This window comes from Methylobacterium sp. Leaf111 (assembly GCF_001423285.1).
GTDB lineage: Bacteria > Pseudomonadota > Alphaproteobacteria > Rhizobiales > Beijerinckiaceae > Methylobacterium.
In genome coordinates this window covers 879774-904493 of sequence record NZ_LMNE01000001.1, presented here as the reverse complement: position 1 = coordinate 904493, position 24720 = coordinate 879774, and the positions used below count along the sequence as shown (strand labels likewise).

The window sequence follows — 24720 nt, the reverse complement described above, 5'->3', positions numbered from 1 at the left end:
TCTCCTGAACAGCGTGCGGATTGCGTCCCGGAGGCCGGCGCAAGGGCGTGCCGGATCCCGCCTGGAACGAACTCAGGGCCGGGAGATATCGTGTCGTTTCTGTCGAGGCAATCGACAAAGACCCGAGATCAAAGACAATCCTTCTCCGTCGGCAACGAAGCTGCCGACTTGGAGTAGTCTTCACCTGCGGTGGTCGAGAAATGGAGAAGTTATTTCTTCGTCCGGCGATCTGCCGGGCGCGCGGCCGGGATCAGTGCGTCAACAGGGCGGCGCAGAGCATCACCATCGTGGCGACGACCGGGCTGGCGGTGACGATCATCGCGGCGCCCGCATGAAGCCCCTGGGGCCAGGTGTAGCGGGTCTCCTCGCGCAGCCCGGGCCGGAGGCCGTTGCTGCCGGTGGTCCATTCCACCCTGGTGCCCATCGCGTTCTCCCCATCCGCCGAAACGCTCGGCGGCCGGGCTCAGGAGGCACGGTGGGGCTTGAAGGGCGGGTAAATCCGCGGCCGCGACCGCGGATCGTCGTCAATGGAAGCTTAAAACCGTCGGACGGCTCAGAGGGCGCGGTCGAAGCGCAGCTCGCCCTTCTGGCTCTTGATAACCAGCTGAGATCCGACCAGGTCCCACTGCCCGGCGGTGCGCAGGGCGATGAAGAAGTCCTGCTCGCTGGCGCCGAGGCCCTTGTCGCAGGGCTTCTTGGTCAGGGCGAGCGGGCCGACCGCGAGGTGCTGCTCCTTGAGCGGGAAGGCGGTGGCCGCGAAGGTGTTGCAGCCGCCGTAGCCGCGGGCCCGGTACTGCTTGTCGATGGTGAAGCTCGGGCGGTCGTTGCCGCCGAAGGGCTTGCCGTTCAGGCTCACCGCCGTCCAGGTGGCATCGAGGGGGAAGATCTTTTCCTGGGGCTTGGCCGCCGGAACGTACTGCTTCTTCTCGGGCTTCTCGCGGCCCTCGCGGCCGAAGCCCGTGACGTTGTTCCCCATCTGGGCGGTCGCCGCCGTGGTCATGGCTCCCGTCATGGCCCCGGCCGCGATGGCGCCGGCCACCATGGCGATTCGGATCGCTCTCATCGTCTGGCCCCCTCACAAGCGCGCTTCGCGTCGCGTCGAACGTTGCAACCCTGCCGGCCTGTCTCGGCGCTCGGCGCGGCTGGTGCGCACGGAACCGCTCGGAACAGGACGGGCCCTGCGGCCAATCGGATAAGATTCCAGCACAAATATGGTCAAGGCCGCGGGCCCGGGATTCGACGGGACGCCGCCGCGATCCCCCGTTAACCGGCCGGCGGACCGGTTTGCGTTGAACGAACCGGCCGGGTTTCCGTTGACCGGCAGAGCATAGAGCAGGGAGTTGATGCGGTGACGGGATCGGACGAGGGAACCCCAAGCGGATTGCAGCCCGAGGCCGCGGGTCCGAACACCATCACCCCGGCGCAGTCGCGGGCGGCCCGCGCCCTTCTGAACTGGTCGGAGGCCGATCTCGCGGGCCGGCTCGGGCTCGGAGCGGATTTCGTGCGCGACTTCGAATCGGGCGGCCGGGAGCAGCCCTCCGGCCAGATCGAGGCCCTGCGCAGCACGTTCATGACCCATGGCGTGGTGTTCAGCCAGGAGGGTGGGTCGGACGGGGTCCGCCTCAGCGGGCAGGGACGCGGCGAGGGTACGCGGCTGGACGCCCTCAACACCGAGAACGACCGTTAGGCGCCCTTGACGAGCGCCTTGAGGTCCCGGGCCGGATCGGCGGCCGCCTCCGGCGTCAGCGGAAGGCCGAGGCCCAGGATGCGCCGGGCCGCCATGTGGTCGGCGGGCCGGTCCACGGTCTCGACGCCGCTCAAGTGCCCGTCGCGGAAGCGGAACACCGACAGGCCGCCCTCGGTGGGGCGGACGACGCTGGCATCGTCGGGCCGGGTCAGGCCGGCGATCTGCAGCTTGTGCGGGCCCTGGTCGCTCCAGAACCAGGGCACGGCCGCGTAGGCGACCGGGCGTCCGGTGAGCCGGGCGGCGAGGCACCGGCCCTGATCCACGGCGTTCTGCACCGATTCGATGCGCACGGGCTGCCCGTCCGCGAAGCGGCTCGGCACGCGGGCGCAGTCGCCCAGGGCCGAGATCGCCGGATCGGAGGTCGCCAGGAAGGGGTCGGCGTGGATCCCGTCGCCGACGGCGAGGCCCGCCGCTCCGGCGAGGTCCTGGTTCGGGACGACGCCGATGCCGACGAGGACGAGATCGGCATCGATCGCCGATCCGTCGGCGAGCCGGACCCGGGCCACGCGGCCCGCCTCGGCCTCCAGCGCCTGGACCCCGGCCCCGAACGCGAAGGTGACGCCGGCAGCGGTGTGCGCCTGCGTGAAGAACCCGGCGGTCTCGGCCGAGACCGCCCGCGCCATGGGCCGGTCCGCGGCCTCGATCACCGTCACGGGGCGGCCGGATCCGGCGCAGAGGCCGGCGAATTCCAGCCCGATGAAACCGGCGCCCACGATGGCGATGGCGCGCGCGGCCCCGCGGGCGGCCTTCAGCGCATCGGCGTCGGCCAGGGAGCGCAACTGGTGCACCCCCGGCAGGTCGGCGCCCGGCACCGGCAGCCTCCGGTTGCGCGCGCCGGTGGCCAGGACGAGGTGATCGTAGGCCAGGGTGGCGCCGTCGCTGAGGCGCACCTGCCGGGCCGCCCGGTCGATCGCCGTGGCGGACACGCCGGATCGCCGCGCGATGCGGTGCTCGTCGAAGTAGGCGGCGGGTCGCAGGCACAGGCCGACCGCATCGGTCTTGCCGGCGAGGTAGGCCTTCGACAGGGGCGGCCGCTGATAGGGCAGGCCCTCGTCGCCCAGGAGCGTGACGGGATCGGTGAAGCCCGCCTCGCGCAGGGAGGCCGCGACCTGGAAGCCGGCCTGGCCGGCGCCGACGATGACGACACCGGCCGCGCTCATGCCTCGAACTCCGCGGTGACGGGGGAGGGGTTCGGCGACAGCCGGAGCTGGGGCAGCCAGCGCCCGCCATCCTGGGCGATGTAGTCCCAGAAGGCCGCCGCCGCCGGCCCGAGCACCTTGTCGGCCCGGCGCACCGCGTACCAGTCGCGCCGGATCGGAAGGCCCTGGACGTCGAGGACCGCGAGGCGCCCGCTCTCGAGCTCGGCCGCCACCGTGTGGGCGGAGATGAGGGCGATGCCGAGCCCCGCCATCACCGCCTGCTTGATGGTCTCGTTCGAGCCGGAATCGATGCCGAGCCGCGCCCGCTTGATCATGACCCCGGCCATGAACTCCTCGAACACCGTGCGCGTGCCCGAGCCCTCCTCGCGGACCAGGAACGATTCCTGGGCGAGTTCGGCCCGGGTCAGCCCGGTTCGGCCCACGAGGGGGTGATGCGGACCGGCGATGATCACGATGGGGTGCGGGCCGAAGATCTCGGCCTCGATGGCGAAATCCCGGGGCGGACGCCCCATGATGGCGAAATCGATCTCGTAGTTGCGCAGCGCCTCGACCATGTTGCCGCGGTTTCCCACCGTGAGGTTAATCTCCACCGCCGGGTGCAGCCCGATGAAGCCCGCGATCACGCCCGGGGCGAAGTACTTGGCCGTGGAGACCACGCCCATCGCCACGCGACCGCTGCTGCCGCCCTTCAGGGTTTCCAGGCGGTCGGCACAGGTCTCCAGCACCGTGTTGATGCTGTTGATCGCCCAGAGCATTTCGCGGCCCGCATCCGTGGGTTTCAGCCCGGTGGGCGTCCGGTCGAACAGCATGAGGCCCGCCTCCTCCTCCAATTGGCGGATGCGGGCGTAGAGCGCGGCCGAAGTGACGTTGAGCTCCTGGGCAGCGCGCGTCATGGTGCCGAGGCGGGCGACGGCGGCGACCGCCTGGAGCTGTTTGAGAGAGAGGTTGCGCATCAGGCTTTTCTAGTTTTTTTGGAATCGCTCGCAAGTTTTTTCAGAATTCTTTCGGTGATACCATAGGGGCCTGCGCGGCATGGATGCGCCGCGGGCACTGGTGCCCGCGGGGGCACTCGTGCCAAGGGCAGGATGCGAGGGCGGGTCGGTCCCGGGCGGCGCTCCGACCTGAGACGTCACGGTCGGGCAGGCCGAACCTCCGGGACGGCAAGGCGGCCGGCAGCCGAGACGGCTCGGGCAATCAAGTCGACCCGGGCAGTCAAGTCGGCCGGACCCCCGGCCAGGAATGGAAGAAGGACGGACATTCATGTCGACGGTGTCTCTGGAGTTCGGGTCCACCCTGGCGGACTGCCTCGCGAAGACCGTGGCGGCCGATGGGCGGCTCGCCGACGCGGCGGCCGTGATCGCGGCCTGCGCCGAAGCGGCGGTCGATGTTAGCGAGGTGATCGGCCGGGGCATGCTCGGCGGTGCCGACCTCGCCGCCACCGGCGACCACAACAGCGACGGCGACGTCCAGAAGGCCCTCGACGTCCTCGCGCACGAGCGCTTCACGGAAGCCCTGCGCGGCGCCCCCGTGGCGGTGGTGGCCTCGGAGGAGGCCGAGGGCATGATGCCGCTCAATCCCGGCGCCCCCCTCGCGGTGGCGATCGATCCCCTCGACGGCTCGTCGAACATCGGCGTGAACATGGCGGTGGGCTCGATCTTCGGCATCCGCCCGGTCGTGGCCGGTGCCGCGGACTCGATCGCCGCCTTCACCACCCCGGGCTCCGAGCAGATCGCCGCCGGCTTCGTCACCTACGGGCCCGCCACCTCCCTGGTGATCACCCTCGGCCATGGCACCCAGATCTACACCCTGGACCGGGCGACGCGGACCTTCCGCCTCACGCATCCGCGCATCGAGGTGGTGGCCGCGGCCAAGGAATACGCGATCAACGCCTCGAACGCCCGGAACTGGGACGGCCCGGTGAAGGCCTATATCGAGGATTGCCTGCGCGGCTCCGAAGGCCCGCTGGACAAGGACTTCAACATGCGCTGGCTCGGCTCGCTGGTGGCGGACGCCCAGCGCGTGCTCCTGCGCGGCGGCGTGTTCCTCTATCCGGGCGACAACCGGAAGGGCTACGCGCAGGGCCGCCTGCGCCTCCTCTACGAGGCCGCCCCGATCGCCATGCTGATGGAGCAGGCGGGGGCCGGGGCCATCGACGGCGAGCGTCGGATCCTCGACATCCGCGCCGCCGGCATCCACGAGCGCGTGCCGCTGATCTTCGGCTCCCTCGACGAGGTCGCCTGCGTGGCCAAGTACTACGATGGCCGCAACGCCGCCGCCGGTCGCTCGCCCCTGTTCGGGCAGCGCGGCCTGATGCGCAGCTAGCGCGCCCGCACGGGACAGCACGCACACAGATGTCGGCGCGTCACCCCATCATCTCGGTCACCGGCTCCTCGGGGGCCGGGACCACCTCGGTCCGCAACACCTTCGAGCAGATCTTCCGCCGCGAGGACGTGAGCGCGGTCTACATCGAGGGCGATGCGTTTCACGCCTACGATCGCGACACCATGCGCCGCATGATGGTCGCGGAGCCGAACCTCAGCCACTTCGCGCCGCGCGCCAATCTCCTGCCGGAGCTGGAGGAGGTCTTCCGCACCTACGGCGAATCCGGGGGCGGCCGCACCCGGCACTACGCCCACGATGCGGCGGACGCGGCGCTCTACGGCACCGAGCCCGGCACCTTCACGGACTGGGAGGCGTTCGCGCCGGGATCCGACCTGCTGTTCTACGAGGGCCTGCACGGCTGCGTCGTCGACGACAACGTCGACATGGCCCGCTACGCCGACCTGAAGATCGGCGTGGTGCCGGTGATCAACCTCGAGTGGATCCAGAAGCTGCACCGGGACCGCTCGTTCCGGGGCTATTCCACCGAGGCCGTCACCGACGTGATCCTGCGGCGGATGCCCGACTACGTGCAGACCATCTGCCCGCAATTCACCTGGACCGACATCAACTTCCAGCGGGTGCCGACGGTGGACACCTCGAACCCCTTCATCGCCCGCTGGATCCCGACGGCCGACGAATCGCTGGTGGTGATCCGCTTCAAGGACCCCAAGGGCATCGACTTCTCCTACCTGATCTCGATGATCCAGGGCTCCTTCATGAGCCGCGCCAATTCGATCGTCATCCCGGGCGGCAAGCTCGACCTTGCCATGCAGCTCATCCTGACCCCGATCATCATGCAGCTCGTCGAGCGCAAGCGCCGCATGGCCTGAGCGCGGTCACGAGGCTCCGGAGGAACCCACCATGAACGGCCCGATCATCTCGCCCTCGATCCTCTCGGCGGATTTCGCCGCGCTCGGCGAGGAGGTGCGCGCGGTGTCCGAGGCCGGGGCCGACTGGATCCACCTCGACGTGATGGACGGACACTTCGTGCCCAACCTCACCTTCGGCCCGGCGGTGATCAAGGCCCTGCGGCCGCACTCGACCAAGCCCTTCGACGTGCACCTGATGATCGCCCCGGCCGATCCCTACCTCGCGGCCTTCGCGGAGGCCGGCGCCGATGCGATCTCGGTGCATGTGGAGGCCGGCCCGCACATCCACCGCTCGCTCCAGGCGATCCGGGATCTGGGCAAGCGCGCCGGCATCGCCCTCAATCCGGGGACGCCGGCCTCGGCGATCGAGCCGCTCCTCGACCTCGTCGACCTCGTCCTGGTGATGACGGTCAATCCGGGCTTCGGCGGCCAGAGCTTCATTCCCTCGACCCTGGAGACCATCCGGCGGATCCGGGCGATGAGCGCCGGCCGCGCGATCGACATCGAGGTCGATGGCGGCATCGGCCCCGAGACCGTGGCCCTGGCCGCCCGCGCGGGCGCCAACGCCTTCGTGGCCGGCAATGCCGTGTTCAAGGGCGGGCCGGCCGGCTACGCGGACCGGATCGCGGCGATCCGCGCGGGCGCTGCGGCGGTCGGGGGCGGTCCCCTCTCATGCTGAGGGCGCTGATCTTCGACGTCGACGGGACGCTCGCCGAGACGGAGGACCTCCACCGGCAGGCCTTCAACGGCGCCTTCGCGGATCTCGGCCTGCCCTGGTCCTGGTCCCCGGCCCGCTACGCCGATCTCCTGACGGTGATGGGCGGCAAGGAACGCCTGCGCCACTACGTCGAGACCGAGCACGCCGACGCGGTCGAGACCCTGCGCCCGCGCCTGGGCGACATCCACGACCGCAAGACCCGGCGCTATGGCGACCTCGTGGAGGGCGGCAGCCTCGCCCTGCGCCCCGGGGTGGGCCGCCTGATCGCGGAGGCGCGGGCGGCCGGGCTCAAGCTCGCGGTGGCCAGCACGACGAGTCGACCCAACGTCGACACCCTGCTGCGGATCAACTTTCCCGCGGGCGACGTCCCCTTCGACGTCATCGCCTGCGGCGACGAGGCGCCGCGCAAGAAGCCGGCCCCCGACGTCTTCGATCTCGCGCTCGCGCGCCTCGAGGTCTCGGCCTCGGAGGCGATCGCCTTCGAGGATTCCGCCGCCGGCATCCGCTCGGCCCTCGATGCCGGATTGCCGGTGATCGCCACGCGCAGCCGCTACACCGAGAGCCACCGCCTCGACGGGGCGTTCTCGGCGGTCTCCGATCTCGGCGAGCCCGGTGCCCCCCACCGGCACCTGTCCGGATACGCCTGGCCGGACGGCGTCGTGACCGTGGCCGCCCTGCGCGACTGGCACGCGCGGGTCACCGGCTGACAGCGGACGTCAGGGCCCGGGGCGCCGCGTCCCGCCGCGTCCGGGCGGCGCGCCCTCGGCGCGGGTCGGAAACAGCATCGCGCCGGCGACGATCCCGAGCGCGCCCGCCAGGCCGAGCTTGAGCCAGCGCGGTGTCGTCGGCGCGTCCCGATGGGTCTGCGCGTCCGGCCCGGGCCGGGCGCGGAAATCCCTGCCGGAGCTTTCGGGCCGTGCCCGATCGATGGCCTGCTGTGTCATCGCCCCAGGATAGTCCCTGTCCGCCGGATAGCCATGGGGGATACCGCCCGCGGCCGCGCACGCTGCGGCGCAGCGTTGTCAGGGGTGCGGCCCGCGGCCTATAAGCCGGCCAACCCCGTTTCCGTCCGGCATCGCGGACCCGCCGCCCCGGCACATGGCCCCTGCACATGGCCCCGGCACCTGGCCCCCGCGATCCGGTCTCGTTCCTACCAGTCTAGGGTCACGTCATGGCCGGCCATTCCCAGTTCAAGAACATCATGCACCGGAAGGGCCGCGTCGACGCGGTCCGCTCGAAGCTGTTCGGCAAGCTCGCCCGCGAGATCACCGTCGCGGCCAAGCTCGGGCTGCCGGACCCGGCGATGAATGCGCGTCTGCGCGCCGCCATCATCGCGGCCCGCGCCGAGAACGTGCCCAAGGACAACATCGAGCGCGCGATCAAGAAGGCGCAGGGGGCCGATGCGGAGAGCTACGACGAGATCCGCTACGAGGGCTACGGCCCCGGCGGCGCCGCCCTGATCGTCGAGGCGCAGACCGACAACCGCAACCGCACGGCCAGCGACGTGCGCTCGGCCTTCACGAAGTCGGGCGGCAGCCTGGCGGAGACGGGCGCCGTCTCCTTCATGTTCGACCATGTCGGCGTGGTGGAGTTCGACGCCAAGGTGGCGGATGCCGACACCATGCTGGAGGCCGCCATCGAGGCCGGCGCCGACGACGTGCGCTCGGACGAATCCGGCCACGAGATCACCTGCGCGCAGGAGGCCTACGGCGAGGTCTCGAAGGCCCTGGAGGCCCGCTTCGGCGAGCCGCGCCGCACGGCCCTCGTGTGGAAGGCGCAGAACACCATCGAGGTCGACGACGAGACCGGCGAGAAGCTGATCCGCCTCGTCGAGGTGATCGAGGACCAGGACGACGTCCAGAACGTCTTCGTGAACTTCGCGCTCTCGGACGCCCTGATGGAGAAGCTCCAGGGCTGATCGAAGCCGGCCCGTCAGGCGGCCTTCAGGGTTTCGAGGACGCGGTTCACCTCGGTGCCGAGCTGATCGGCCTCCTGCGCCAGCGCGGAGGCCGAGACGAGAACCGAGGCGGCCGCGGCACCCGTCGCTTCGGCCGACTGGGCGACGCCCCCGATGGTGTCGGTGATCGCCCCCGTGCCGGTCGCCGCCGCGCCCACGTTGCGGATGATCTCCCGGGTCGCGGAGCCCTGCTGGTCCACCGCCGCCGCGATGGCGTCCGCGGTCCGGCTCATGGTGCGGATCTGCGCGGCGATGGCCTCGATGGCCGTCACCGCCTCGCCGGTCGTCCCCTGGATCGCGTGGATCTGCTGCGTGATCTCCTCCGTCGCCCGGGCGGTCTGGCTGGCGAGTTCCTTGACCTCGGCGGCCACAACGGCGAAGCCGCGACCGGCCTCGCCGGCCCGTGCCGCCTCGATCGTCGCGTTGAGGGCGAGCAGGTTGGTCTGGCCGGCGATGCCCGAGATCAGGCCGACGACGTCCCCGATCCGGGCCGCGCCCGTGCTCAGGGCGTGAACCAGGCGGCCGGTGGCATCGGCCTGCCCCACCGCCCCCTGGGCCATCCGGGCCGAATCCGCGACCTGCCGGCCGATCTCCGCGACGGTGGCGCCGAGTTCCTCGGCCGCACCGGCCACCCGACCGACATTCTGCGCGGCCATCTCGGCGGCGCCGACCACGGACCCGGCGCGCCCCGCCGTGCCCTCTGCCGTTCCCGTCATGGTCTGCGCGCTGCCCTGCAGCGCCCCCGCCGCCTGCGTGACCCGGCTCAGGATGCCGCTCACCGTCGACTCGAAGGACCGGGCGGTCTGCCGCAGGGCGGCCCTGCGCTGCGCATCGGCGCCCGCCCGCGCCAGCGCGGTCTCCGATTCCAGAGCCTGCATGCGCTCCATCTGGGCGCGGATGGCGCCCTCGGAGGCCGCCTGCGCCGCGAAGGCCGTCGCGAGGGTGCGGGCGACCCAGGCCAGCACGCCCGTTTCGAGGATCAGGATGACCGCGTGCAGCATCACGCGGGCGAGGTCCGAGCGCTGGGCGGCGCCGGAGAAGATCAGGGCCGGCATCGCAAGGTTCAGGGTGAGGTGGTGCCCGGCGACAGCGGCGGCGCAGGCCACCAGGATGGTCCAGTCGCACCAGGCGACGCTCACCGCCAGGCCGGCGAAGAAATACATGTGCAGGTCGACCTGCCACGGATGCCCGGCGAAGGCCGAGAGCAGGATCGCGGCCATGCCGATCAGGGACAGGCTGCTCACCAGCCGGGTCGCCGGGCCGATGGCGGAGCGCCGCCACATCAGCGTGCTGAGGCCGGCGAGGGCGCCGGCGACCGACACCGGCACCAGCATCGGATTGTCGGCGATCCAGGCCGCGAGCACGACGATCGGCAGGTGCAGCCAGAGGAGGCCGATGAGGAAGCGGCCGAAACGCTGCCGAAGGGTGTCGAGGGTCGTCATCGCCGGGTCGGATCCAGAGGGGAGCGTCGGGGTCTTCGGGTCGGAGCGATCAGGTTCGCGAGGCGGGCGTGCAGCCCGTCGCGAACCGGGCGTCGGGGACGAGCCGGGCGTCGGGGACGAGCCGGGCGTCGGGGACGAGCCGGGCTCCGGACGCGTCGAGCCGGGAGACGCGGTCGGAGGATCCGGCGCGCGCCGCCAGACCGGCCGGCAGGATCGGGGTCGCGAGGATCGCCACGGGTCCGCGGAGCCGGTTCGGGCGATGGGCCTGGGCGTCGATCACGAGGAAACCCGTCCGCCTGAATGGTGTCCTGTGAGAATAGGGGCGAACAGTCTAAGGAGCGGTTACAGGGCCGTCTGGGATCGGGGAGGTCCCCGCGCCGGTCTGCCTGTCTCGTCCGATCGATCCGCGTCCTTCGTAACGACCGCCCCGCGCGGACGCATCGCGTCCGTTTGGTCCGACGCGAGGTCCGGATTTCCTTGCGACGGGTTTGTTCGGTCCGTCGCGCCACCGCGGCCGCCATCGCCGCGGCGCGGATTGGCATAACGCTCCGTTCACGGTATGTCCCTAACGCTCGGACGGCGCGATCTTCGCGCCCGGAGCCGCGCCAGCCATGACCCAGTCCGCATGACCGTTCCCGTTCGCATCCTCGGCATCGATCCGGGCCTGCGGCGCACCGGCTGGGGCGTCGTCACGGCCACGGGGACCAAGCTCGCCTACGTGGATTGCGGCGTCGTCACCTCGGACGGGGACCTGCCGCTCGCCCTGCGCCTGCGCGAGCTCTACGAGGGCATCACCCGCATCGTCGGGGCCTTCCAGCCGGACGAGGTCTCGGTCGAGGAGACCTTCGTCAACAAGGACGCGCAGGCGACGCTGAAGCTCGGCCATGCCCGCGCGGTGGCGCTGCTGGTCCCGGCGCTCGCCGGCATGCCGGTGTTCGAGTATTCCGCCAACCTGATCAAGAAGACGGTCGCGGGCTCGGGACATGCCGACAAGGTCCAGATCCAGGCCATGGTGAAGTTCCTGCTGCCGAAGGCCGAGTTCAAGGTGGCCGACGCGGCGGATGCGCTCGCCATCGCCATCACCCACAACAGCCACCGGGGCGCCCATGCCCTCAAGCGCCAGCACGCCCCCGTGGCCGGGACGAGCAGCCTGGCGGCGGCCCGCATCGCGGCGGCCCTGGCGCGCACCTGACCGCGCCGCGCCCTGGACTCCGCCCGGGCGCTTGTGCAGTGCCTCTGTGCGCGACGCGCGCGCGGGGCGGAGATCGAACGGAATGGCCCACCAGGGAACGACGCGGCCGGCGCTGCCGGTCGGCGAGACGCTGCGGGAGGGCGTGCGGTCCGCGCTTCCGGCGATCCGCGCCCTCGGCTCGGCGACCACCGCGGCGTTCCTCGTCGTCCTGGCCAAGGAGGCGGCCCACACGCTGATGGGCGACCCGACGCGGCCCGCGCGCTTCCAGGACGACCTCTTCCTGGTCGACGGCCTCTGCACGATCCTCCTCGCCCCCTACTGGATGGCGATGTTCCGGCTCCTCCTCGGGGCCGACGGCTCCGTGCGGGCGGTCGTGGCGGGCCGGGCGGGGCCGTTCCAGGACTTCCTCGCCCTCGAGCTGTTCTGGCTCCTGGTCAGCGGGGTGCTGGACCGGGGCCTCTCGCCGGAGCGGCTCGGTCCGGGTCCGCTGATCGTCGGCCTGCTCGCCTGGATCGCCCTCCTGCTCCTGCAGATCTGGACCAGCCTGCTCGCGCCGGCCCTGGCGGTCGGCGCCCCCGAGGCGACCCTGCGCGGCGTGCTCGCGATGACCCGCGGATCGGCCGCCCGGATCGGCGTGATCCTCGTGGCCACGATCCTGCCGCTCGGCCTCGTGGACCGGATGCTGCACGCGCCCGAGCGCTCCGGGGCCGACCTGCCCCCCGTCGTCCTGGCCGTCCGGATCCTCGCCTCCAGCCTGATCGACATGGCGCTGCTCGTCCTGGTGACGGCCCTCCTCGCCGCGATCTACCGGCGCCTGGGGCCGTCGGGGCGCGGCCTCACTCCACGGCCTTGAACTCGCCCTCGAGCCGCAGGGACACCTCGTCGCCGAGGAGCGGCAGGAAGGCGTTGATGCCGAAATCCGAGCGCTTGATCACCGCCCGTCCGTCGAAGCCGACCGTGTAGGCCTGGTTCACCGGGTTGGTCCCGGCCTGGTTGAAGGTGGCGTCGAAGGCCACCGGCCGCGTCACCCCCTTGAGCGTCAGGTCGCCGTTGACCCGCGCGGTGGCGGGGCTCGTCGGCTCGATGCTGGTCGCGGTGAACGTGGCCTTGGGGAACTTTGCGGTGTCGAAGAAGTCCGGCGCCTTGAGGTGCTGGTTGAGCCGGTCGTTGAGGCCGTTGACGCTGTCGGTGCCGATGGTGACCGTGAGGGTGGATTTGGCCGGCTCCTTCGGATCGAGCACCGCCTGCGCGGTCACGTCGGTGATCTGGCCGTAATAGGTCGAGAAGCCGAGGTGGCTCACCGACCAGGTGATCTTGCCGTGGGCGGAATCGAGCACGTAGGCGCCCGGACGCACCTGGGTCGGATCGCTGGAGGGCGCGGCCGGCATGACCGGTGCCGGCGTGGTCGGTGCCGGCGGGGTCGGTGCCGGTGCCGGCGTCTCGGCCGTCCGGGCCGCGCCGGCGGTGAACAGGAGCCCGGAGGCGAGGAGCAGCGCGGTCTGGCGCATCGAGACGGTCATCCGTGTGTGTCGGGCAGGGCGCCTTTGATTTCACGAACGCCGCGCGGCCTCAAGGCAGGCCGGCCGCCGTCGCGACGGAGCACATGGCGCTCAGGCGCGCCGGCCTGTAGGCAATCCGCCGACGGATGGGCATCCGGCGGCACGAGGGATGGGCGAGGCGATGATCGGCAAGCTGAAGGGCGTGGTGGATTCCTATGGCGAGGATTTCGTGATCCTCGACGTGCAGGGCGTCGGCTACGTGGTCCACTGCTCCGCCCGGACGCTCCAGCGCCTGCCCGGCATCGGCGAGGCGGCGGACCTCGCCATCGAGACCCATGTCCGGGAGGACATGATCCGGCTCTACGGCTTCCGCTCGGATGCCGAGCGCGAGTGGTTCCGCCTGCTCCAGACCGTGCAGGGCGTGGGCAGCAAGGTCGCCCTCGGCCTGCTCTCGGTGCTCGAGCCCGGGGCCCTCGCCTCGGCCATCGCCATGGGCGACAAGGGCGCGGTGGCGCGGGCCCCTGGCGTCGGCCCGCGCCTCGCCGCCCGCCTCGTGGCGGAACTCAAGGACAAGGCCCCGGCCTTCGCGCCCATCGATCCCGCGGTGATCGCGCTGTCCGGCGCGGTCGAGGCCCGCACGGCGCCGCAGCCCGTCGCCGACGCCATCTCGGCCCTGGTCAATCTCGGCTACGCCCCGGTCCAGGCCTCCGCAGCGATCGCCGAGGCCCTCAAGAACGCGGGCGAGGGCGCCGAGGCGAAGACCCTCATCCGGCTGGGATTGCGCGAACTCGCCCGGTGACGGCCCGTCGATCGTTGGGGCGCGACGGAATTGTGCCCTTGACGCTCGCCATTCCCGTTGCCAGTTTGGAAGGACACAGCTAACCTGCTGAAAGTAAAGCAGTTTTCAATTATTCTAATCTACGCGCCAATCCGATGCACGGGCTCAGCTTTTGCGCTCTGGCGTCAGCACCGCCTCAGATTCGACGAAGTGGCCGGGTGAAACCCCCACCCGGCGGCCTCTACCCGACACGCGAGCCACGCACGAGTCACGGTCCCGCATGATCGTCTGTTCCTGCAACGTCCTGTCCGATCGCGCGGTGCGCGCCTGCCTGCATCGCGGCCCGGATTGTCCGCGCACGCCGGCCCAGGTCCAGGCCTGCCTCGGGTGCAGCCCGAAATGCGGGCGCTGCGCCCGGACCATCCGCGGCATCCTGCAGAACGCCCTCGAAAATGCCCGCGATGAGGCCGCGCATGCGTGCACGGCGACTTGCGCGAGCTCCTGTAGTTTGGTCAAGGTCCAGGCTGCGGAGGAGGGGATCGCCGCCTGAGCGCCCATTCCGGGTGCTGAAGCTCCCCTCCGGCTGAACGTGCCTCAAGGGAGATTGGGCGGATGAAGGGTGATGCGAAGGTCGTCGAGTACCTCAATCGGGGACTGCGCAGCGAGCTCACGGCGGTCAGCCAGTACTGGCTCCATTTCCGCATGCTCAACGACTGGGGTTACATCGAGCTCGCCAAGTTCTGGCGCAAGGAATCCATCGAGGAGATGAACCACGCGGATCGGTTCGTCGACCGGATCCTGTTCCTCGACGGCTTCCCGAACCTGCAGGAACTCGATCCCCTGCGGATCGGTCAGAATGTCCAGGAGATCATCGAGTGCGATCTCGCCGCTGAGAACGAGGCGCGCGCGCTGTACCTCGAGGCGGCCAAGTACTGTGATTCGATCAACGACCGGGTGTCGAAGCGCCTGTTCGAGGATCTGGCCGAGGACGAGGAGGGCCATATCGACTTCCTCGAGACGCAGCTGGAGCTGATCGGCCAGATCGGCCTGCCGCTCTACGCCCAGAAGCACATCGGCGGCCTGGAGCCGATCGCTCCCGAAGCCGAATAAAGATAGGAATGATGGGGCGCCGGGCTTCGAGGCCCGGCGCTCAAACGGATAGGACCCGAAAGTAGATATCGCGCAGGGGCAGCACCGCCTGGATCGTCGAAAGATCGAGGACCTCATCGAGGCCATCGATCACCCGATACCCGCTCCAGCGTCCTTCGATGCGGTCGAAGACCTCGAGATGCGGCTGGTCCCGCGCCACCAGCACATAGTGCTGAAGTGAGGCGAGCTGCTGATAGACGGCCCACTTCTCGAAGCGATCCCGGGCCTCGGTCCCAGGTGAGAGCACCTCGACCAGGACCGTGGGATTCTCAACAGACGTTGCGCCTGGTTCGATGTCGCCGCAGACGACGAGCACATCCGGAAGCATCGCGGCCTCCAGGGTTTTGCTCTTCATGTAGAATGTTTCGGTGAAGGTCTGGCAGGACGATCCCTTCGCGCGAAAACCGACTTCCAGGCCCAGGGCGATGTTCTGGACGATCCGCGCATGCTCCCAGCGCGCGCCGACCATCATCCGGACCACGCGTCCCCCGATCAGCTCCCAGCGCTCGTTACGGGGCTTGTCGGCCAGCAACTCCTCGAAGTCGTCGAGGGCCATCCGTTCGAATTCCTGCGACGCACCGCCCACGGGAAGCTCTCCGGCTGCGACGAACCAGCGCCCCACACACCCTGCGCCGCGACGGGAATGTAGCGCGAACGGCGCCGTTATGCGACATCCGCCAGGAGAACAGATGATGGACGCTGGCCCCGGCCCCCACCGAGAATCCGTGTGAGCAAACCTGCGAGACCCACCTCGAAGGCATCGGCGCCCAAATCGCCGACCCTCCATCCGCTTCCCGAATCGCTCCTCACGCCCGAGCGGCGCGAGGACGACCTGGAGCAGTCGATCCGGCCCTTGAGCCTGTCCGAATTCATCGGACAGCGGGCGGCGCGCGCCAACATGAGCATCTTCATCGAGTCGGCCAAGAAGACCGGTTCGGCCCTGGACCACGTGCTGTTCGTCGGGCCGCCCGGACTCGGCAAGACGACGCTGGCGCAGATCGTCGCCCGCGAACTCGGGGTGAACTTCCGCTCCACCTCCGGCCCGGTCATCGCCAAGGCGGGCGACCTCGCCGCCCAGCTGACGAACCTGGAAGAGCGCGACGTGCTCTTCATCGACGAGATCCACCGCCTCAATCCGGCGGTGGAGGAGATCCTCTATCCGGCGATGGAGGATTACCAGCTCGACCTCATCATCGGCGAGGGGCCGGCCGCCCGCTCGGTGAAGATCGAGCTGCCCAAGTTCACCCTGGTCGGGGCCACCACCCGCGCCGGCCTGCTGACCACGCCCCTGCGCGACCGGTTCGGCATTCCGATCCGGCTGGAATTCTACGACGTCGACGAGCTCGAGCTCATCGTCAGCCGGGGCGCCCGGGTGCTCGGCCTCGGCATGTCGCCGGAGGGCGCCAACGAGATCGCCAAGCGCGCCCGGGGGACGCCCCGCATCGCCGGGCGGCTGCTGCGCCGGGTGCGCGACTTCGCCATCGTGGCCGATGCGCCCACGGTGACCCGCGCCATCGCCGACCGGGCGCTGCAACTCCTCGACGTCGATCCGGCGGGCCTCGACGTGATGGACCGCAAGTACCTGACGATGATCGCGAGCTCCTTCAACGGCGGGCCGGTCGGGATCGAGACCATCGCGGCCGCGCTGTCGGAGCCCCGCGACGCGATCGAGGACATCATCGAGCCGTTCCTGATCCAGAAGGGGTTCGTCCAGCGCACCCCGCGCGGGCGCATGCTCACGCCCCACGCCTTCCGCCACATGGGCTTTCCCGAGCCCCGGCGCGAACCGAGCGGGCAGTTCGGCCTGTTCAACGCCGGCGACCCGGACGCCTGAACGGCGTGCGGCCGAGGGATCGTACCAAATCCTTCCGATCCCTACGGGATGGCGGATTTGGGCTTCGCTCGAGCGCCGCGCGGGCTTGCCGATCCGGGCCCGCTTCGCTCGAGCGGACCCCGTATCAGGCCGCGTCGCGCTGGTGCGTCCGGTCGGACCGCGCGTCCGCGCGATCCGGCGGGGCGAAGGTCCGGCGGGTCAGGATGTCCGTGAGGTCGGGCGCCGGCCGGGCCCGACTGAAGAGGAAGCCCTGCAGCGCGTCGCAGCCTTCCGCCTCGAGGAGGGCGGCCTGCTCGGCCGTCTCGACGCCCTCGGCGACGACGCCCATGTTGCAGGCCTTGCCGAGGCCCACCAGGGCCCGGACGATGGCGATGGCGCCCCCGTCCTGCCCGAGGGTGCGGACGAAGGACTGATCGATCTTGAGCGTGTCGAAGGGAAACCGGCGCAGGTAGCTAACGCTCGAATAGCCCGTGCCGAAATCGTCCATCGCGATCCGGACACCGAGGCTCTTCAGGCGATGCAGGATCCGGAAGGTGTCGGCGTGGTCGCGCAGGAGCACGGATTCGGTGATCTCCAGTTCCAGCCGGCTCGCCACGAGTCCGGCGCCGATCAGCGCCCGCGTCACGTCCTCGACGAGGTCGCCGCGGAGGAACTGCACGGAGGAGAGGTTGACGGCGATCGTGAGCGTGTCCGGCCAGGTCGCCGCGTCGCGGCAGGCCTGGGCCAGGACCCAGGCGCCGATCGACCGGATCAGGCCCATCTCCTCGGCCAGGGGAATGAAGGTCGCCGGACCGATCAGGCCCTCCTGGGGATGGCGCCAGCGCAGCAGCGCCTCGAAGCCCTTGAGGGTCCGGGTCCCGGCCGCGACGAGGGGCTGGTAGTGCAGCTCGAACTGCCCGGCCGCCAAGGCGCGCCGCAGCTCGGTCCCGAGCTGGTGCCGGCGCTGGATGTCCACGTCCATGTCGGTCTCGAAGAAGCGCCAGGTGCCCCGGCCCGCCGCCTTGGCCTGGTACAGGGCCACGTCGGCACGGCGCAGGACGGCGTCGCTCTCGGTGTCCGTCGGCTCCACGAGGGCGATGCCGATGCTGGTGCCGATGACGATCTCCCGGTCCTGGACCGCGAAGGGCATCTGGAGCATCGCGACGAGGCGCGCGGCGAGATCGGCCGCCTCCCCGGGCGCGACGATCCCGGACTGCACGATGGCGAACTCGTCGCCCCCCAGGCGCGCGACGAAATCGGACGGGCGCAGGCATTCCCGCAGGCGCTGCCCCGCCAGGCACAGGAGGGCATCCCCGGCCGGATGACCCAGGGTGTCGTTGACCCCCTTGAAGCCGTCGAGGTCGAGGTAGAGCACCGCCGTCCGCCTGCCGCCGCGGCCGGCGAGCACGCCCGCCATGTGCTCGCGCAGGAAGGCCCGGTTGGGCAATCCGGTCAGCGCATCGTGGCGCGCCATCCGGACGATCTGCGCCTCGCTCCGGCGGCGCTCCGTGACGTCCTCGTGCGTGCATTGCCAGCCGCCCCGGATCGGAACGTGCTTGACGGCGATGGCCCGCCCATCGGCGAGATCCCAGGTAAAGGAGGCCGGCGATCGCGCGGCCTCCTCCGGGGCGGGCCAGGGCGGAGCACGATCGCCGTTGCTCGCCGTGAGATGGGACCGGATGGCCGCCAGCGTCGTGCCGGGCTGGCGCAGGTCCGGCGGGACGCCGTGCAGCGCGACGTAGCGCGCGTTCATCACGATCAGCCGGTTGTCCTGGTCGAACAGGCAGAGCCCTTGGGTCATGGTGTCGAGGGCGACCCCGAAGCGGGCATATTGCGTGCGCAGCGCGTGCTCGCTGCGGGCCCGCTCCTCCGCGCGCAGGAGCCGTTCCTGGCCGCCGGCCTGGCGCCGGCCGAGCACGAAGAGCCCGACGAGCCCGAGGTCGAGGAGGCCGGCGGCCGCGCCCAGCACCGTGGCCTGGCGGCGCCAGGGCGCCAGGGCCGCCGCGGTGGTGCGGCTGACGCTCAGGGTCGCCGGATAGGTCGAGAGGGCCCGGGTCGCGATGAGCCGGTCCTGCTGGTCGATCGGGCTGACGGTCCGGGTGACGCCGCCGGCCTTGTTCTGCAGGGCGATCAGGGCGGCCCCGGTCGTGGTGTACCCGCGTCCGATCGCGTTGTCCCGATGCGGATGGCGCACCAGCAGCACGCCGTCGGTGCGGAACAGCGAGATCACGTAATCGGGCTGCGGCGCGATCTGGCCGTAGAGGCCGGCGAAGTACTCCAGCTCCACCGCGCCGAGCACGAGCCCGAGGAACGTCCCGTCCGGGGCGGAGATCTTGCGGGCGATGTACAGGGTCCAGGTTCCGTTGCCGCGGTTCTGCACCGGCTCGCTGACGAAGCGCTGGAGCAGCGGGTCCAAGGCCAGGGCCTTGAAGTAGGCCCGGTCGGCGATGTTGACGTCCGGGATGGGCCAGAACCGGGTGAAGTTGCGCAGGGTCCCGGTGTGATCGACCACCGTGACGGCGTTGACCTGGGGCAGGGCCGCCGTGCGGGCGCGCAGGGACTCGTGCATGGCGCGCGTCGAGACCTGGGCCGCGAAGGCCGCGGGCGTGGCGATCTCGGCGGCACGGATCTCGTCGATGAGGGCGTCCTGCACGAGCTCGATCGCCTGCAGGGCCCGGTCGGCCTGGTCCGCCAGGACGGTGGCGAGGCTGACGAGGTTCTGCTCGGTATCGGCGACGGCCCGGCCGTGCAGGTCCGCGATGAAGAGCCCCGCCCCCGCGGCGATCGCCAGGCCGAGAACGCCACCCGCGGATGCGAGCAGCACGATGGAGCCGGCGTGAAGGGTTTTCGCCAGGGCGATCAGATGAGCCGATCGCTTCCGAACGCTGGCCGTAAGCATGTTCCTATCCTTGTACCGCCACGGCGGCACAGACATCGCCCCGGAGCGACTCGGCGTTGCTTCCCGGGGGGCGCCAAGTGCTCGGCGCTCCAGCGCCTTCCGGTGGATCAACGTGGGAACGCCTTAATTTTCCGTCCGTGCTTTCCGGCGGAATCTTTGCTCCGCCCGCGCCGAAACCCGTGCCGTCGACGCGCGGCCTCCCGCGGGACCGCGTTGCTCGCCCCTCGGAATCTGCTAGAGCGGCCCATCGCTCGCGGACGCTGCGCACCCCGTCGCGGAGGCCTCGGCGGGCGGTCTGCGGGCCGCGGGGGGCGTTCATCACGAATCCGGGAGCCGCCACGTTGACCCAGCCCGAACCCGGCGTGCACGCCCTCGCGGTGCGCGTCTATTACGAGGACACCGACTTCTCGGGCTTCGTCTACCACGCGAGCTACCTGCGTTTCATGGAGCGGGGACGCACCGAACTCCTGCGCGGGCTCGCGGGCGACCAGTCCGACCTGCACCGGGACGCGGCCGGCCTGCACTTCGTCGTGCGCCGCATGGTGATCGACTATGCCAAGCCGGCGCGGATGGACGACCTCCTCGAGGTCCGGACCTGGACGACCGCGATGAAGGGCGCCTCGATGCACCTCGCCCAGGAGGTCCGGCGGGACGGCGCGGTGCTGGTGAAGGCCGAGGTCGTCGTCGCCTGCGTGCGCGACGGTCGCGCGATCCGCCTGCCCGACAGCCTGCGGCGGCTCCTGTCCCCGGAGCGCGACGACCCCGATCCCACGCCCCGGTCATCGTAGCGGGGCCTGTGCCGACGTCCGGTCCCGCGCCCGGAGGTGGCCGCGTCCGCGTCAGATCTTGCGGACTTCGCCCAGGAAGAGCTTGACCGCGCCCGCCACCGCCTCGATCTCGCGATTGAGATCCGCGGTCGCGCGCAGCATGCTCTGGGCCGCGTCGGCCGAATCCGTCGCGCTCGTGGCGACGGCGGCGACGCTGGAACTCACCGTCTCGGTCCGGCCCGAGGCCTCCTCGACGCTGCGGCGGATCTCGGTGGCGGTGGCCGACTGCTCCTCGACGGCCGAGCCGATGGAGATGGCGCTCTCCTCGATCCTCCCGATGATGCCGGCGATGCGCTCGATGGTGGAGGCCGTGGACGTCGTCGCGGCCTGGATCATCGCGACCTGACGGGACACGTCGTCCGTCGCCCGGGCGGTCTGGGCCGCGAGCTCCTTGACCTCGCTGGCCACGACGGCGAAGCCGCGTCCGGCCGGCCCGGCGCGGGCCGCCTCGATGGTCGCGTTGAGGGCGAGGAGGTTGGTCTGGCTGGCGATCTGCCCGATCATCCCGACGACCTGGCCGATATGGCCGGAATTCTCGCTGAGGGCGCGCACGCGCGTCACCGCCTCGCGGGCCTCCTCCACCGCCTCGCCCGTCACGGAGCGGGAGCGGTCCATCTGCTGCGTGATCTCGGCATTGGCGGTGTTGAGTTCCTCGACGGCGCGGGCCACCGTCCGGACGTTGGCAGAGGTGCCGGACGCGCCGCGCGACGCCGTCGCGGCGGCCGCGGAGGTTTCGCCCGTCTTCTCCAGGACCTGGTTGGCCGCGTGGCGCAGGGTGTCGGTGGCACCGCCGGCGCCGTCGAGGGCCGCCCGGATGGCCCCGTCGAAGGCCGTGATCGCGTCGGCGAACGGTGTCACGTCGGCCCAGGACAGGACGGCGGCGATGTAGGCGCCCTGCGCCATCACCGCCGAGACATGCAGGTCGAGCGTCTTGGGGCCGAGGCGGATCTTCGTGTGCCAGGGCAGGCGCGACGGGTCCGCCACGATGCTGCGCTGGTGCTGGGGGGGCTTGTGAAACACATCCATCGAGGTTCCGACCATGCGGTCGGGATCGACGTCCTGGGGCAGGTCTTGCCGCAGCGCGTGCATGGTCTCGATGCTGCGCCGGTTGGCGAACGTGATGTTCGCGCTCACGGGATCGACGACGAGCACGTTGACCGGCAGCGCATCGAGGACCGCTTCCAGATCCATCTGCGGCGAGACCTTGGCCCGGTTCTCGGCGTGGGGGCGGCGCCATGCGTCCAGTATCGTTCTCTGGGTTTTCATCGTAGCGACCCGCCGGAATTCGGTCTTCGATAGCAATGATCTAGTTTTATCTGTGATGATGCTTAAAATTTCGTTAAAGCGCAGTTGAGCCGTTCGTGTTCAGCCTCTGGACAAATGTTGTTCTCCGGCGGCCTTCGCCGAGGACGCGCGGCGGACATCCCGATCCCTCGGCCCCCTCCGGGGCTCCGCCCGCGCGGGCCGCAAGGGAATGTTAACCCTGCCGGGTGCTTAACTGCCCTCGGGCCGGACGGGTGCACTGCACACGGCCGGCTCATACTTTCGACAGATTCGCGGGCCATTGAGCCTTGAAATCGCTCAAAGTTCCGGTTGAAGCGCGCAGGACGGACCACCGGTTCCGTGACGGCTCCGCGCGGGGTTTTTCGAGGATCATGTCATGAACCCAGCCGATGCCATGCAGGCGATGCCGGCCCCCGACATGACCCTGCTCGGCCTGTTCCTGCAGGCGCATTTCGTCGTCAAGATCGTGATGCTCGGGCTGATCGGGGCCTCGATCTGGTGCTGGTCGATCATCGTCGACAAGACCCTCCTGTTCCGCCGCACCAAGGCTGAGATGGACGCCTTCGAGGAGGCCTTCTGGTCCGGCCGCTCCCTGGAGGAGCTCTATCGCTCGTTCAACGACCGGCAGCCGGTGGGGCAGGGCGCCCTGTTCGTGGCCGCGATGCGCGAGTGGAAGCGCTCCTTCGAGGGCTCCGGGCGCCAGATCCAGAGCCTGTCCCAGCGCATCGACAAGGTGCTGGACGTGACGATCCAGCGCGAGGTCGAGCGCCTCGAGTCGCGCCTGCTCTTCCTCGCCTCCATCGGGTCGGCCGGTCCCTATATCGGCCTGTTCGGCACGGTCTGGGGCATCATGACCGCCTTCACGTCGATCGCCGCCTCCAAGAACACCTCGCTGGCCGTGGTGGCGCCGGGCATCGCCGAGGCGCTGTTCGCCACCGCCATCGGCCTGTTCGCCGCCATTCCGGCGGTGCTCGCCTACAACAAGCTGCAGTCCACGGTGGCCAAGAACCAGTCGCGCCTCGAAGGCTTCGCCGACGAGTTCTCCGCCATCCTCTCGCGGCAGATCGACGAGCGCCTCTCGCTCGTCGCCTGACCCCACCCCCACACCCGAGGAACGATCATGGGCATGGCCCACGGAGCAGCGCAGGGTGGCGGCGGACGGCGTCGGCGGGGACGCCGGCACGCGGCCATCAACGAGATCAACATGACGCCGTTCATCGACGTCGTGCTCGTGCTGCTGATCGTCTTCATGGTCGCGGCGCCGATGATGACGGTGGGCGTGCCCCTCGACCTGCCGCAATCCAAGGCGAGCCCGCTCAATTCCGACACCAAGCCCGTGACCCTGTCGATCCGGCAGTCGGGCCAGGTCTTCCTCGGGGAGAGCGAACTCTCCGACGACACCATCGTCCCGAAGCTCACCGAGAGCTCGAAGGCCGGCTTCGAGGAGCGCGTGTTCGTGCGTGGCGACAAGCGGGTCGATTATGGCCGCGTCGCCCAGGTGATGGCGATCGTGACCGGCGGCGGCTTCAAGAAGGTCGCCCTGGTCACCGAGCCGGACCAGAAGTAGCGGGCCCGGCGGTGCGGATTCCCTTCAAGCGCAGTGAACCGGGCGTCTGGGTCTCGGCGGCGACGCATGTCGGCCTGCTGACGGTCGCCCTGCTCTCGGTGGCGGCGCCCGCCCTACCGGACGCGCAGGAGGGCGTGCCCGTCGAGGTGATGACCGAGCAGCAATATTCGGAACTGACCAAGGGCGAGCGCAACGCCGATGCGCCCCAGCCCAACGCCAAGCCGCGTGCCGACCGCGTCGCCGAAAAGTTCGAGGAGCGCGAGCCCGAGAACGCCAAGGTCGATGCCCCGGCCCCGCCGAAGCGCCCCGCCGACATGAAGGTGGCGAGCGCCGAAGAGATGCCGCTGCGCTCCAGCGAGCCCGATCCGCAGGACGCCAAGGCCGAAGCCGCCAAGGCGGAAGCGGCCAAGGCCGAAGCGGCGGAAAAGGCCGCGAAGGCGGACGCCGCGAAGGCTGCGGCCGCCGCCGAAGCCAAGGCCGCCGCCGCCGCCGAGGCGAAGGCTGCCGCCGCTGCCGAGGCCAAAGCCGCGGCGGCCGAAGCCAAGGCCGCGGCCGCCGCGAAGGCCAAGGCCGAGGCCGTCAAGCGCGAGCAACTCGCCGAACTCATCGAGAAGCAGGAGGCGGAAGCCGAGGCCAAGGCCGAAGCCGCCGCCAAGGTCGAGGCTGCGAAGGCCGAGGCGAAGGCGGAGGCGGCCCGCAAAGCACGGGCAGAGGCCAAGGCGAAGGCCGACGCCGAGGCGAAGGCCGAGAAGGAAGCCGAGGCCAAGGCGAAGGCGGTCGCGGAGGCGAAAGCCAAGGCGGAGGCCGAGCGTCAGAAGGAGCTCGCCGAAGCCAAGGCGGAGGCGGACGCCGAGGCCAAGGCCGAGGCCGCCGCGAAGGCCAAGGCCGAAACCGCCGCCAAGGCGAAGGCCAAGGCGATGGCCGACGCCAAGGCGAAGGCGGATGGGGAAGCGAAGGCCAAGAAGCAGGCCGAACTCGCCGACAAGTTCAGCGCGGGCGACATCCGTTCGCTCCTCGCCTCGAAGGCGCCCTCGCAATCCACCGGCGCCACCGGCCGCGAGGTGCAGCGCACCGCATCCCTGGGCGCGGCCTCCGGCAACGCCCAGCGCCTGTCGCCCTCCCTACGCGATGCCCTCGTGGGCATGCTCCAGCAGCAGATCGAGCGCTGTTACGTGGCGCCGCCCGGTGCCACCCAAGGCGTGGTGCTGCCGATGCTCGACATCCGGCTCAATCCGGACGGCACGTTGACCTCCGAACCGCGCATCATGCGGGGCGGCGCCAACGCGGTCGATCGGTCGATCGCCGAGGCGGCTCAGCGCGCCGTGCGTCGCTGCGCGCCCTACAAGATCCCGGCCCAGTACGCGCCGTATTACAACGACTGGAAAGCCATCAACGCGGAGTTCGAGTTCTCGCGGGTGTGATAGGCCCGTCGGAGCG

At 70.5% G+C, this 24720-nt stretch carries 27 protein-coding genes; 16 read left to right on the top strand and 11 right to left on the bottom strand.

What is annotated here, in order from left to right:
* Window positions 1–250: 250 nt before the first annotated feature.
* Together ASF41_RS24600 and ASF41_RS04025 are read right to left on the bottom strand one after the other, a co-directional pair.
* A complete protein-coding gene (locus tag ASF41_RS24600) occupies window positions 251–424 on the bottom strand; it encodes a hypothetical protein (RefSeq protein ID WP_156389704.1) in 174 nt (57 codons plus the stop codon).
* A 129-nt stretch (window positions 425–553) separates the two neighbouring features.
* Window positions 554–1063 carry an META domain-containing protein gene (locus ASF41_RS04025; protein WP_056214419.1) on the bottom strand — a complete coding sequence of 170 codons (510 nt, stop codon included), beginning with the start codon at window positions 1061–1063 and terminating at the stop codon, window positions 554–556.
* 285 nt (window positions 1064–1348) lie between these two features.
* On the opposite strand from ASF41_RS04025, the gene ASF41_RS04020 reads away from it, so the two are divergent.
* Window positions 1349–1687, top strand: coding sequence for a DNA-binding transcriptional regulator (locus ASF41_RS04020; protein WP_056214425.1), 339 nt, complete (start codon window positions 1349–1351; stop codon window positions 1685–1687).
* On the opposite strand, the gene ASF41_RS04015 is transcribed toward ASF41_RS04020, so the two are convergent.
* Window positions 1684–2907 (bottom strand): NAD(P)/FAD-dependent oxidoreductase, encoded by a 1224-nt coding sequence (locus ASF41_RS04015; protein ID WP_056490990.1) that lies wholly within the window; start codon window positions 2905–2907, stop codon window positions 1684–1686. The two genes, ASF41_RS04020 and ASF41_RS04015, sit on opposite strands and share 4 nt — an antisense overlap.
* Window positions 2904–3860: a LysR family transcriptional regulator gene (locus ASF41_RS04010; protein WP_056214432.1), complete on the bottom strand. Its 957-nt coding sequence runs from the start codon at window positions 3858–3860 to the stop codon at window positions 2904–2906. The genes ASF41_RS04015 and ASF41_RS04010 overlap by 4 nt, the downstream gene beginning before the upstream one ends.
* Window positions 3861–4167: 307 nt before the next feature.
* Here ASF41_RS04010 and ASF41_RS04005 point away from each other — a divergent pair, with 307 nt between their 5' ends.
* From ASF41_RS04005 to ASF41_RS03990, 4 genes are read left to right on the top strand one after another with little or no spacing between them, the layout of a single operon-like run.
* Window positions 4168–5229 carry a class 1 fructose-bisphosphatase gene (locus ASF41_RS04005; RefSeq protein ID WP_200927234.1) on the top strand — a complete coding sequence of 354 codons (1062 nt, stop codon included), beginning with the start codon at window positions 4168–4170 and terminating at the stop codon, window positions 5227–5229.
* Window positions 5230–5258: 29 nt separating this feature from the next.
* Window positions 5259–6119: a phosphoribulokinase gene (locus ASF41_RS04000; protein ID WP_056214436.1), complete on the top strand. Its 861-nt coding sequence runs from the start codon at window positions 5259–5261 to the stop codon at window positions 6117–6119.
* A 31-nt stretch (window positions 6120–6150) separates the two neighbouring features.
* Window positions 6151–6837, top strand: coding sequence for a ribulose-phosphate 3-epimerase (gene rpe, locus ASF41_RS03995; protein ID WP_056490981.1), 687 nt, complete (start codon window positions 6151–6153; stop codon window positions 6835–6837).
* A complete protein-coding gene (locus ASF41_RS03990) occupies window positions 6831–7583 on the top strand; it encodes an HAD-IA family hydrolase (protein WP_056214443.1) in 753 nt (250 codons plus the stop codon). The genes rpe and ASF41_RS03990 overlap by 7 nt, the downstream gene beginning before the upstream one ends.
* Window positions 7584–7592: 9 nt before the next feature.
* On the opposite strand, the gene ASF41_RS25880 is transcribed toward ASF41_RS03990, so the two are convergent.
* On the bottom strand, window positions 7593–7820 hold the full coding sequence (locus ASF41_RS25880; protein ID WP_056214448.1) for a hypothetical protein: 228 nt from the start codon (window positions 7818–7820) through the stop codon (window positions 7593–7595).
* Window positions 7821–8047: 227 nt separating this feature from the next.
* Between ASF41_RS25880 and ASF41_RS03980 the strand changes: the two genes are divergently transcribed.
* The gene (locus ASF41_RS03980; protein WP_056214451.1) at window positions 8048–8794 is read left to right on the top strand and encodes a YebC/PmpR family DNA-binding transcriptional regulator; all 747 of its coding nucleotides are present in this window, start codon (window positions 8048–8050) and stop codon (window positions 8792–8794) included.
* 14 nt (window positions 8795–8808) lie between these two features.
* On the opposite strand, the gene ASF41_RS03975 is transcribed toward ASF41_RS03980, so the two are convergent.
* Both ASF41_RS03975 and ASF41_RS03970 read right to left on the bottom strand, forming a co-directional pair.
* On the bottom strand, window positions 8809–10275 hold the full coding sequence (locus tag ASF41_RS03975) for a methyl-accepting chemotaxis protein (protein ID WP_056490978.1): 1467 nt from the start codon (window positions 10273–10275) through the stop codon (window positions 8809–8811).
* 49 nt (window positions 10276–10324) lie between these two features.
* Entirely contained in the window at window positions 10325–10555 is a 231-nt protein-coding gene (locus ASF41_RS03970) for a hypothetical protein (RefSeq protein ID WP_056490975.1), read from the bottom strand.
* 345 nt (window positions 10556–10900) lie between these two features.
* Between ASF41_RS03970 and ruvC the strand changes: the two genes are divergently transcribed.
* Both ruvC and ASF41_RS03960 read left to right on the top strand, forming a co-directional pair.
* On the top strand, window positions 10901–11467 hold the full coding sequence (ruvC, locus tag ASF41_RS03965) for a crossover junction endodeoxyribonuclease RuvC (protein WP_056214464.1): 567 nt from the start codon (window positions 10901–10903) through the stop codon (window positions 11465–11467).
* Between the two features lie 82 nt (window positions 11468–11549).
* Window positions 11550–12320, top strand: a complete 771-nt coding sequence (locus tag ASF41_RS03960; protein WP_056352385.1) for a hypothetical protein — start codon at window positions 11550–11552, stop codon at window positions 12318–12320.
* Here the strand turns inward: ASF41_RS03960 and ASF41_RS03955 are convergent.
* The gene (locus tag ASF41_RS03955; protein ID WP_244479539.1) at window positions 12304–12987 is read right to left on the bottom strand and encodes a YceI family protein; all 684 of its coding nucleotides are present in this window, start codon (window positions 12985–12987) and stop codon (window positions 12304–12306) included. The genes ASF41_RS03960 and ASF41_RS03955 overlap by 17 nt on opposite strands.
* A 160-nt stretch (window positions 12988–13147) precedes the next feature.
* Here ASF41_RS03955 and ruvA point away from each other — a divergent pair, with 160 nt between their 5' ends.
* From ruvA to bfr, 3 genes are all read left to right on the top strand, one after another.
* Window positions 13148–13765 (top strand): Holliday junction branch migration protein RuvA, encoded by a 618-nt coding sequence (ruvA, locus tag ASF41_RS03950; protein ID WP_056215331.1) that lies wholly within the window; start codon window positions 13148–13150, stop codon window positions 13763–13765.
* A 259-nt stretch (window positions 13766–14024) separates the two neighbouring features.
* Window positions 14025–14294 carry a bacterioferritin-associated ferredoxin gene (locus tag ASF41_RS03945; protein ID WP_056214472.1) on the top strand — a complete coding sequence of 90 codons (270 nt, stop codon included), beginning with the start codon at window positions 14025–14027 and terminating at the stop codon, window positions 14292–14294.
* Between the two features lie 62 nt (window positions 14295–14356).
* Entirely contained in the window at window positions 14357–14854 is a 498-nt protein-coding gene (gene bfr / locus ASF41_RS03940; RefSeq protein ID WP_056214475.1) for a bacterioferritin, read from the top strand.
* Between the two features lie 40 nt (window positions 14855–14894).
* Here the strand turns inward: bfr and ASF41_RS03935 are convergent, their stop codons facing one another.
* Window positions 14895–15449 (bottom strand): Uma2 family endonuclease, encoded by a 555-nt coding sequence (locus tag ASF41_RS03935; protein ID WP_056491257.1) that lies wholly within the window; start codon window positions 15447–15449, stop codon window positions 14895–14897.
* A 276-nt stretch (window positions 15450–15725) separates the two neighbouring features.
* On the opposite strand from ASF41_RS03935, the gene ruvB reads away from it, so the two are divergent.
* The gene (ruvB, locus tag ASF41_RS03930) at window positions 15726–16727 is read left to right on the top strand and encodes a Holliday junction branch migration DNA helicase RuvB (RefSeq protein WP_056215338.1); all 1002 of its coding nucleotides are present in this window, start codon (window positions 15726–15728) and stop codon (window positions 16725–16727) included.
* Between the two features lie 124 nt (window positions 16728–16851).
* Here ruvB and ASF41_RS03925 read toward each other — a convergent pair whose 3' ends face one another.
* Window positions 16852–19605 (bottom strand): EAL domain-containing protein, encoded by a 2754-nt coding sequence (locus tag ASF41_RS03925; protein ID WP_056490972.1) that lies wholly within the window; start codon window positions 19603–19605, stop codon window positions 16852–16854.
* A 341-nt stretch (window positions 19606–19946) separates the two neighbouring features.
* Here ASF41_RS03925 and ybgC point away from each other — a divergent pair, with 341 nt between their 5' ends.
* Window positions 19947–20393 (top strand): tol-pal system-associated acyl-CoA thioesterase, encoded by a 447-nt coding sequence (ybgC, locus tag ASF41_RS03920; RefSeq protein ID WP_056214484.1) that lies wholly within the window; start codon window positions 19947–19949, stop codon window positions 20391–20393.
* Window positions 20394–20444: 51 nt separating this feature from the next.
* Here ybgC and ASF41_RS03915 read toward each other — a convergent pair whose 3' ends face one another.
* Entirely contained in the window at window positions 20445–21698 is a 1254-nt protein-coding gene (locus ASF41_RS03915) for a methyl-accepting chemotaxis protein (RefSeq protein ID WP_200941249.1), read from the bottom strand.
* Window positions 21699–22092: 394 nt separating this feature from the next.
* Here ASF41_RS03915 and tolQ point away from each other — a divergent pair, with 394 nt between their 5' ends.
* From tolQ to tolA, 3 genes are read left to right on the top strand one after another with little or no spacing between them, the layout of a single operon-like run.
* Window positions 22093–22809, top strand: coding sequence for a protein TolQ (gene tolQ, locus ASF41_RS03910; protein WP_056214491.1), 717 nt, complete (start codon window positions 22093–22095; stop codon window positions 22807–22809).
* Between the two features lie 27 nt (window positions 22810–22836).
* Window positions 22837–23283 (top strand): biopolymer transporter ExbD, encoded by a 447-nt coding sequence (locus ASF41_RS03905; protein WP_056214495.1) that lies wholly within the window; start codon window positions 22837–22839, stop codon window positions 23281–23283.
* Window positions 23284–23294: 11 nt separating this feature from the next.
* Window positions 23295–24704, top strand: coding sequence for a cell envelope integrity protein TolA (gene tolA, locus ASF41_RS03900; protein ID WP_056490965.1), 1410 nt, complete (start codon window positions 23295–23297; stop codon window positions 24702–24704).
* The last annotated feature ends 16 nt before the right edge of the window (window positions 24705–24720 follow it).

Coding starts and splice junctions, on each gene's coding strand:
- ASF41_RS03945 (WP_056214472.1), top strand. CDS start 14,025: ATGATCGTCTGTTCCTGCAACGTCCTGTCCGATCGCGCGGTGCGCGCC.
- ASF41_RS04015 (WP_056490990.1), bottom strand. CDS start 2,907: ATGAGCGCGGCCGGTGTCGTCATCGTCGGCGCCGGCCAGGCCGGCTTC.
- ASF41_RS25880 (WP_056214448.1), bottom strand. CDS start 7,820: ATGACACAGCAGGCCATCGATCGGGCACGGCCCGAAAGCTCCGGCAGG.
- rpe (WP_056490981.1), top strand. CDS start 6,151: ATGAACGGCCCGATCATCTCGCCCTCGATCCTCTCGGCGGATTTCGCC.
- ASF41_RS04025 (WP_056214419.1), bottom strand. CDS start 1,063: ATGAGAGCGATCCGAATCGCCATGGTGGCCGGCGCCATCGCGGCCGGG.
- ASF41_RS04000 (WP_056214436.1), top strand. CDS start 5,259: ATGTCGGCGCGTCACCCCATCATCTCGGTCACCGGCTCCTCGGGGGCC.
- ASF41_RS04010 (WP_056214432.1), bottom strand. CDS start 3,860: ATGCGCAACCTCTCTCTCAAACAGCTCCAGGCGGTCGCCGCCGTCGCC.
- ASF41_RS03975 (WP_056490978.1), bottom strand. CDS start 10,275: ATGACGACCCTCGACACCCTTCGGCAGCGTTTCGGCCGCTTCCTCATC.
- ruvC (WP_056214464.1), top strand. CDS start 10,901: ATGACCGTTCCCGTTCGCATCCTCGGCATCGATCCGGGCCTGCGGCGC.
- ASF41_RS03915 (WP_200941249.1), bottom strand. CDS start 21,698: ATGAAAACCCAGAGAACGATACTGGACGCATGGCGCCGCCCCCACGCC.
- ASF41_RS03980 (WP_056214451.1), top strand. CDS start 8,048: ATGGCCGGCCATTCCCAGTTCAAGAACATCATGCACCGGAAGGGCCGC.
- ASF41_RS03935 (WP_056491257.1), bottom strand. CDS start 15,449: ATGGCCCTCGACGACTTCGAGGAGTTGCTGGCCGACAAGCCCCGTAAC.
- ASF41_RS03990 (WP_056214443.1), top strand. CDS start 6,831: ATGCTGAGGGCGCTGATCTTCGACGTCGACGGGACGCTCGCCGAGACG.
- ruvA (WP_056215331.1), top strand. CDS start 13,148: ATGATCGGCAAGCTGAAGGGCGTGGTGGATTCCTATGGCGAGGATTTC.
- ASF41_RS03960 (WP_056352385.1), top strand. CDS start 11,550: ATGGCCCACCAGGGAACGACGCGGCCGGCGCTGCCGGTCGGCGAGACG.
- ASF41_RS24600 (WP_156389704.1), bottom strand. CDS start 424: ATGGGCACCAGGGTGGAATGGACCACCGGCAGCAACGGCCTCCGGCCC.
- bfr (WP_056214475.1), top strand. CDS start 14,357: ATGAAGGGTGATGCGAAGGTCGTCGAGTACCTCAATCGGGGACTGCGC.
- ASF41_RS03925 (WP_056490972.1), bottom strand. CDS start 19,605: ATGCTTACGGCCAGCGTTCGGAAGCGATCGGCTCATCTGATCGCCCTG.
- ASF41_RS03905 (WP_056214495.1), top strand. CDS start 22,837: ATGGGCATGGCCCACGGAGCAGCGCAGGGTGGCGGCGGACGGCGTCGG.
- ASF41_RS03955 (WP_244479539.1), bottom strand. CDS start 12,987: ATGACCGTCTCGATGCGCCAGACCGCGCTGCTCCTCGCCTCCGGGCTC.
- ASF41_RS04005 (WP_200927234.1), top strand. CDS start 4,168: ATGTCGACGGTGTCTCTGGAGTTCGGGTCCACCCTGGCGGACTGCCTC.
- tolQ (WP_056214491.1), top strand. CDS start 22,093: ATGAACCCAGCCGATGCCATGCAGGCGATGCCGGCCCCCGACATGACC.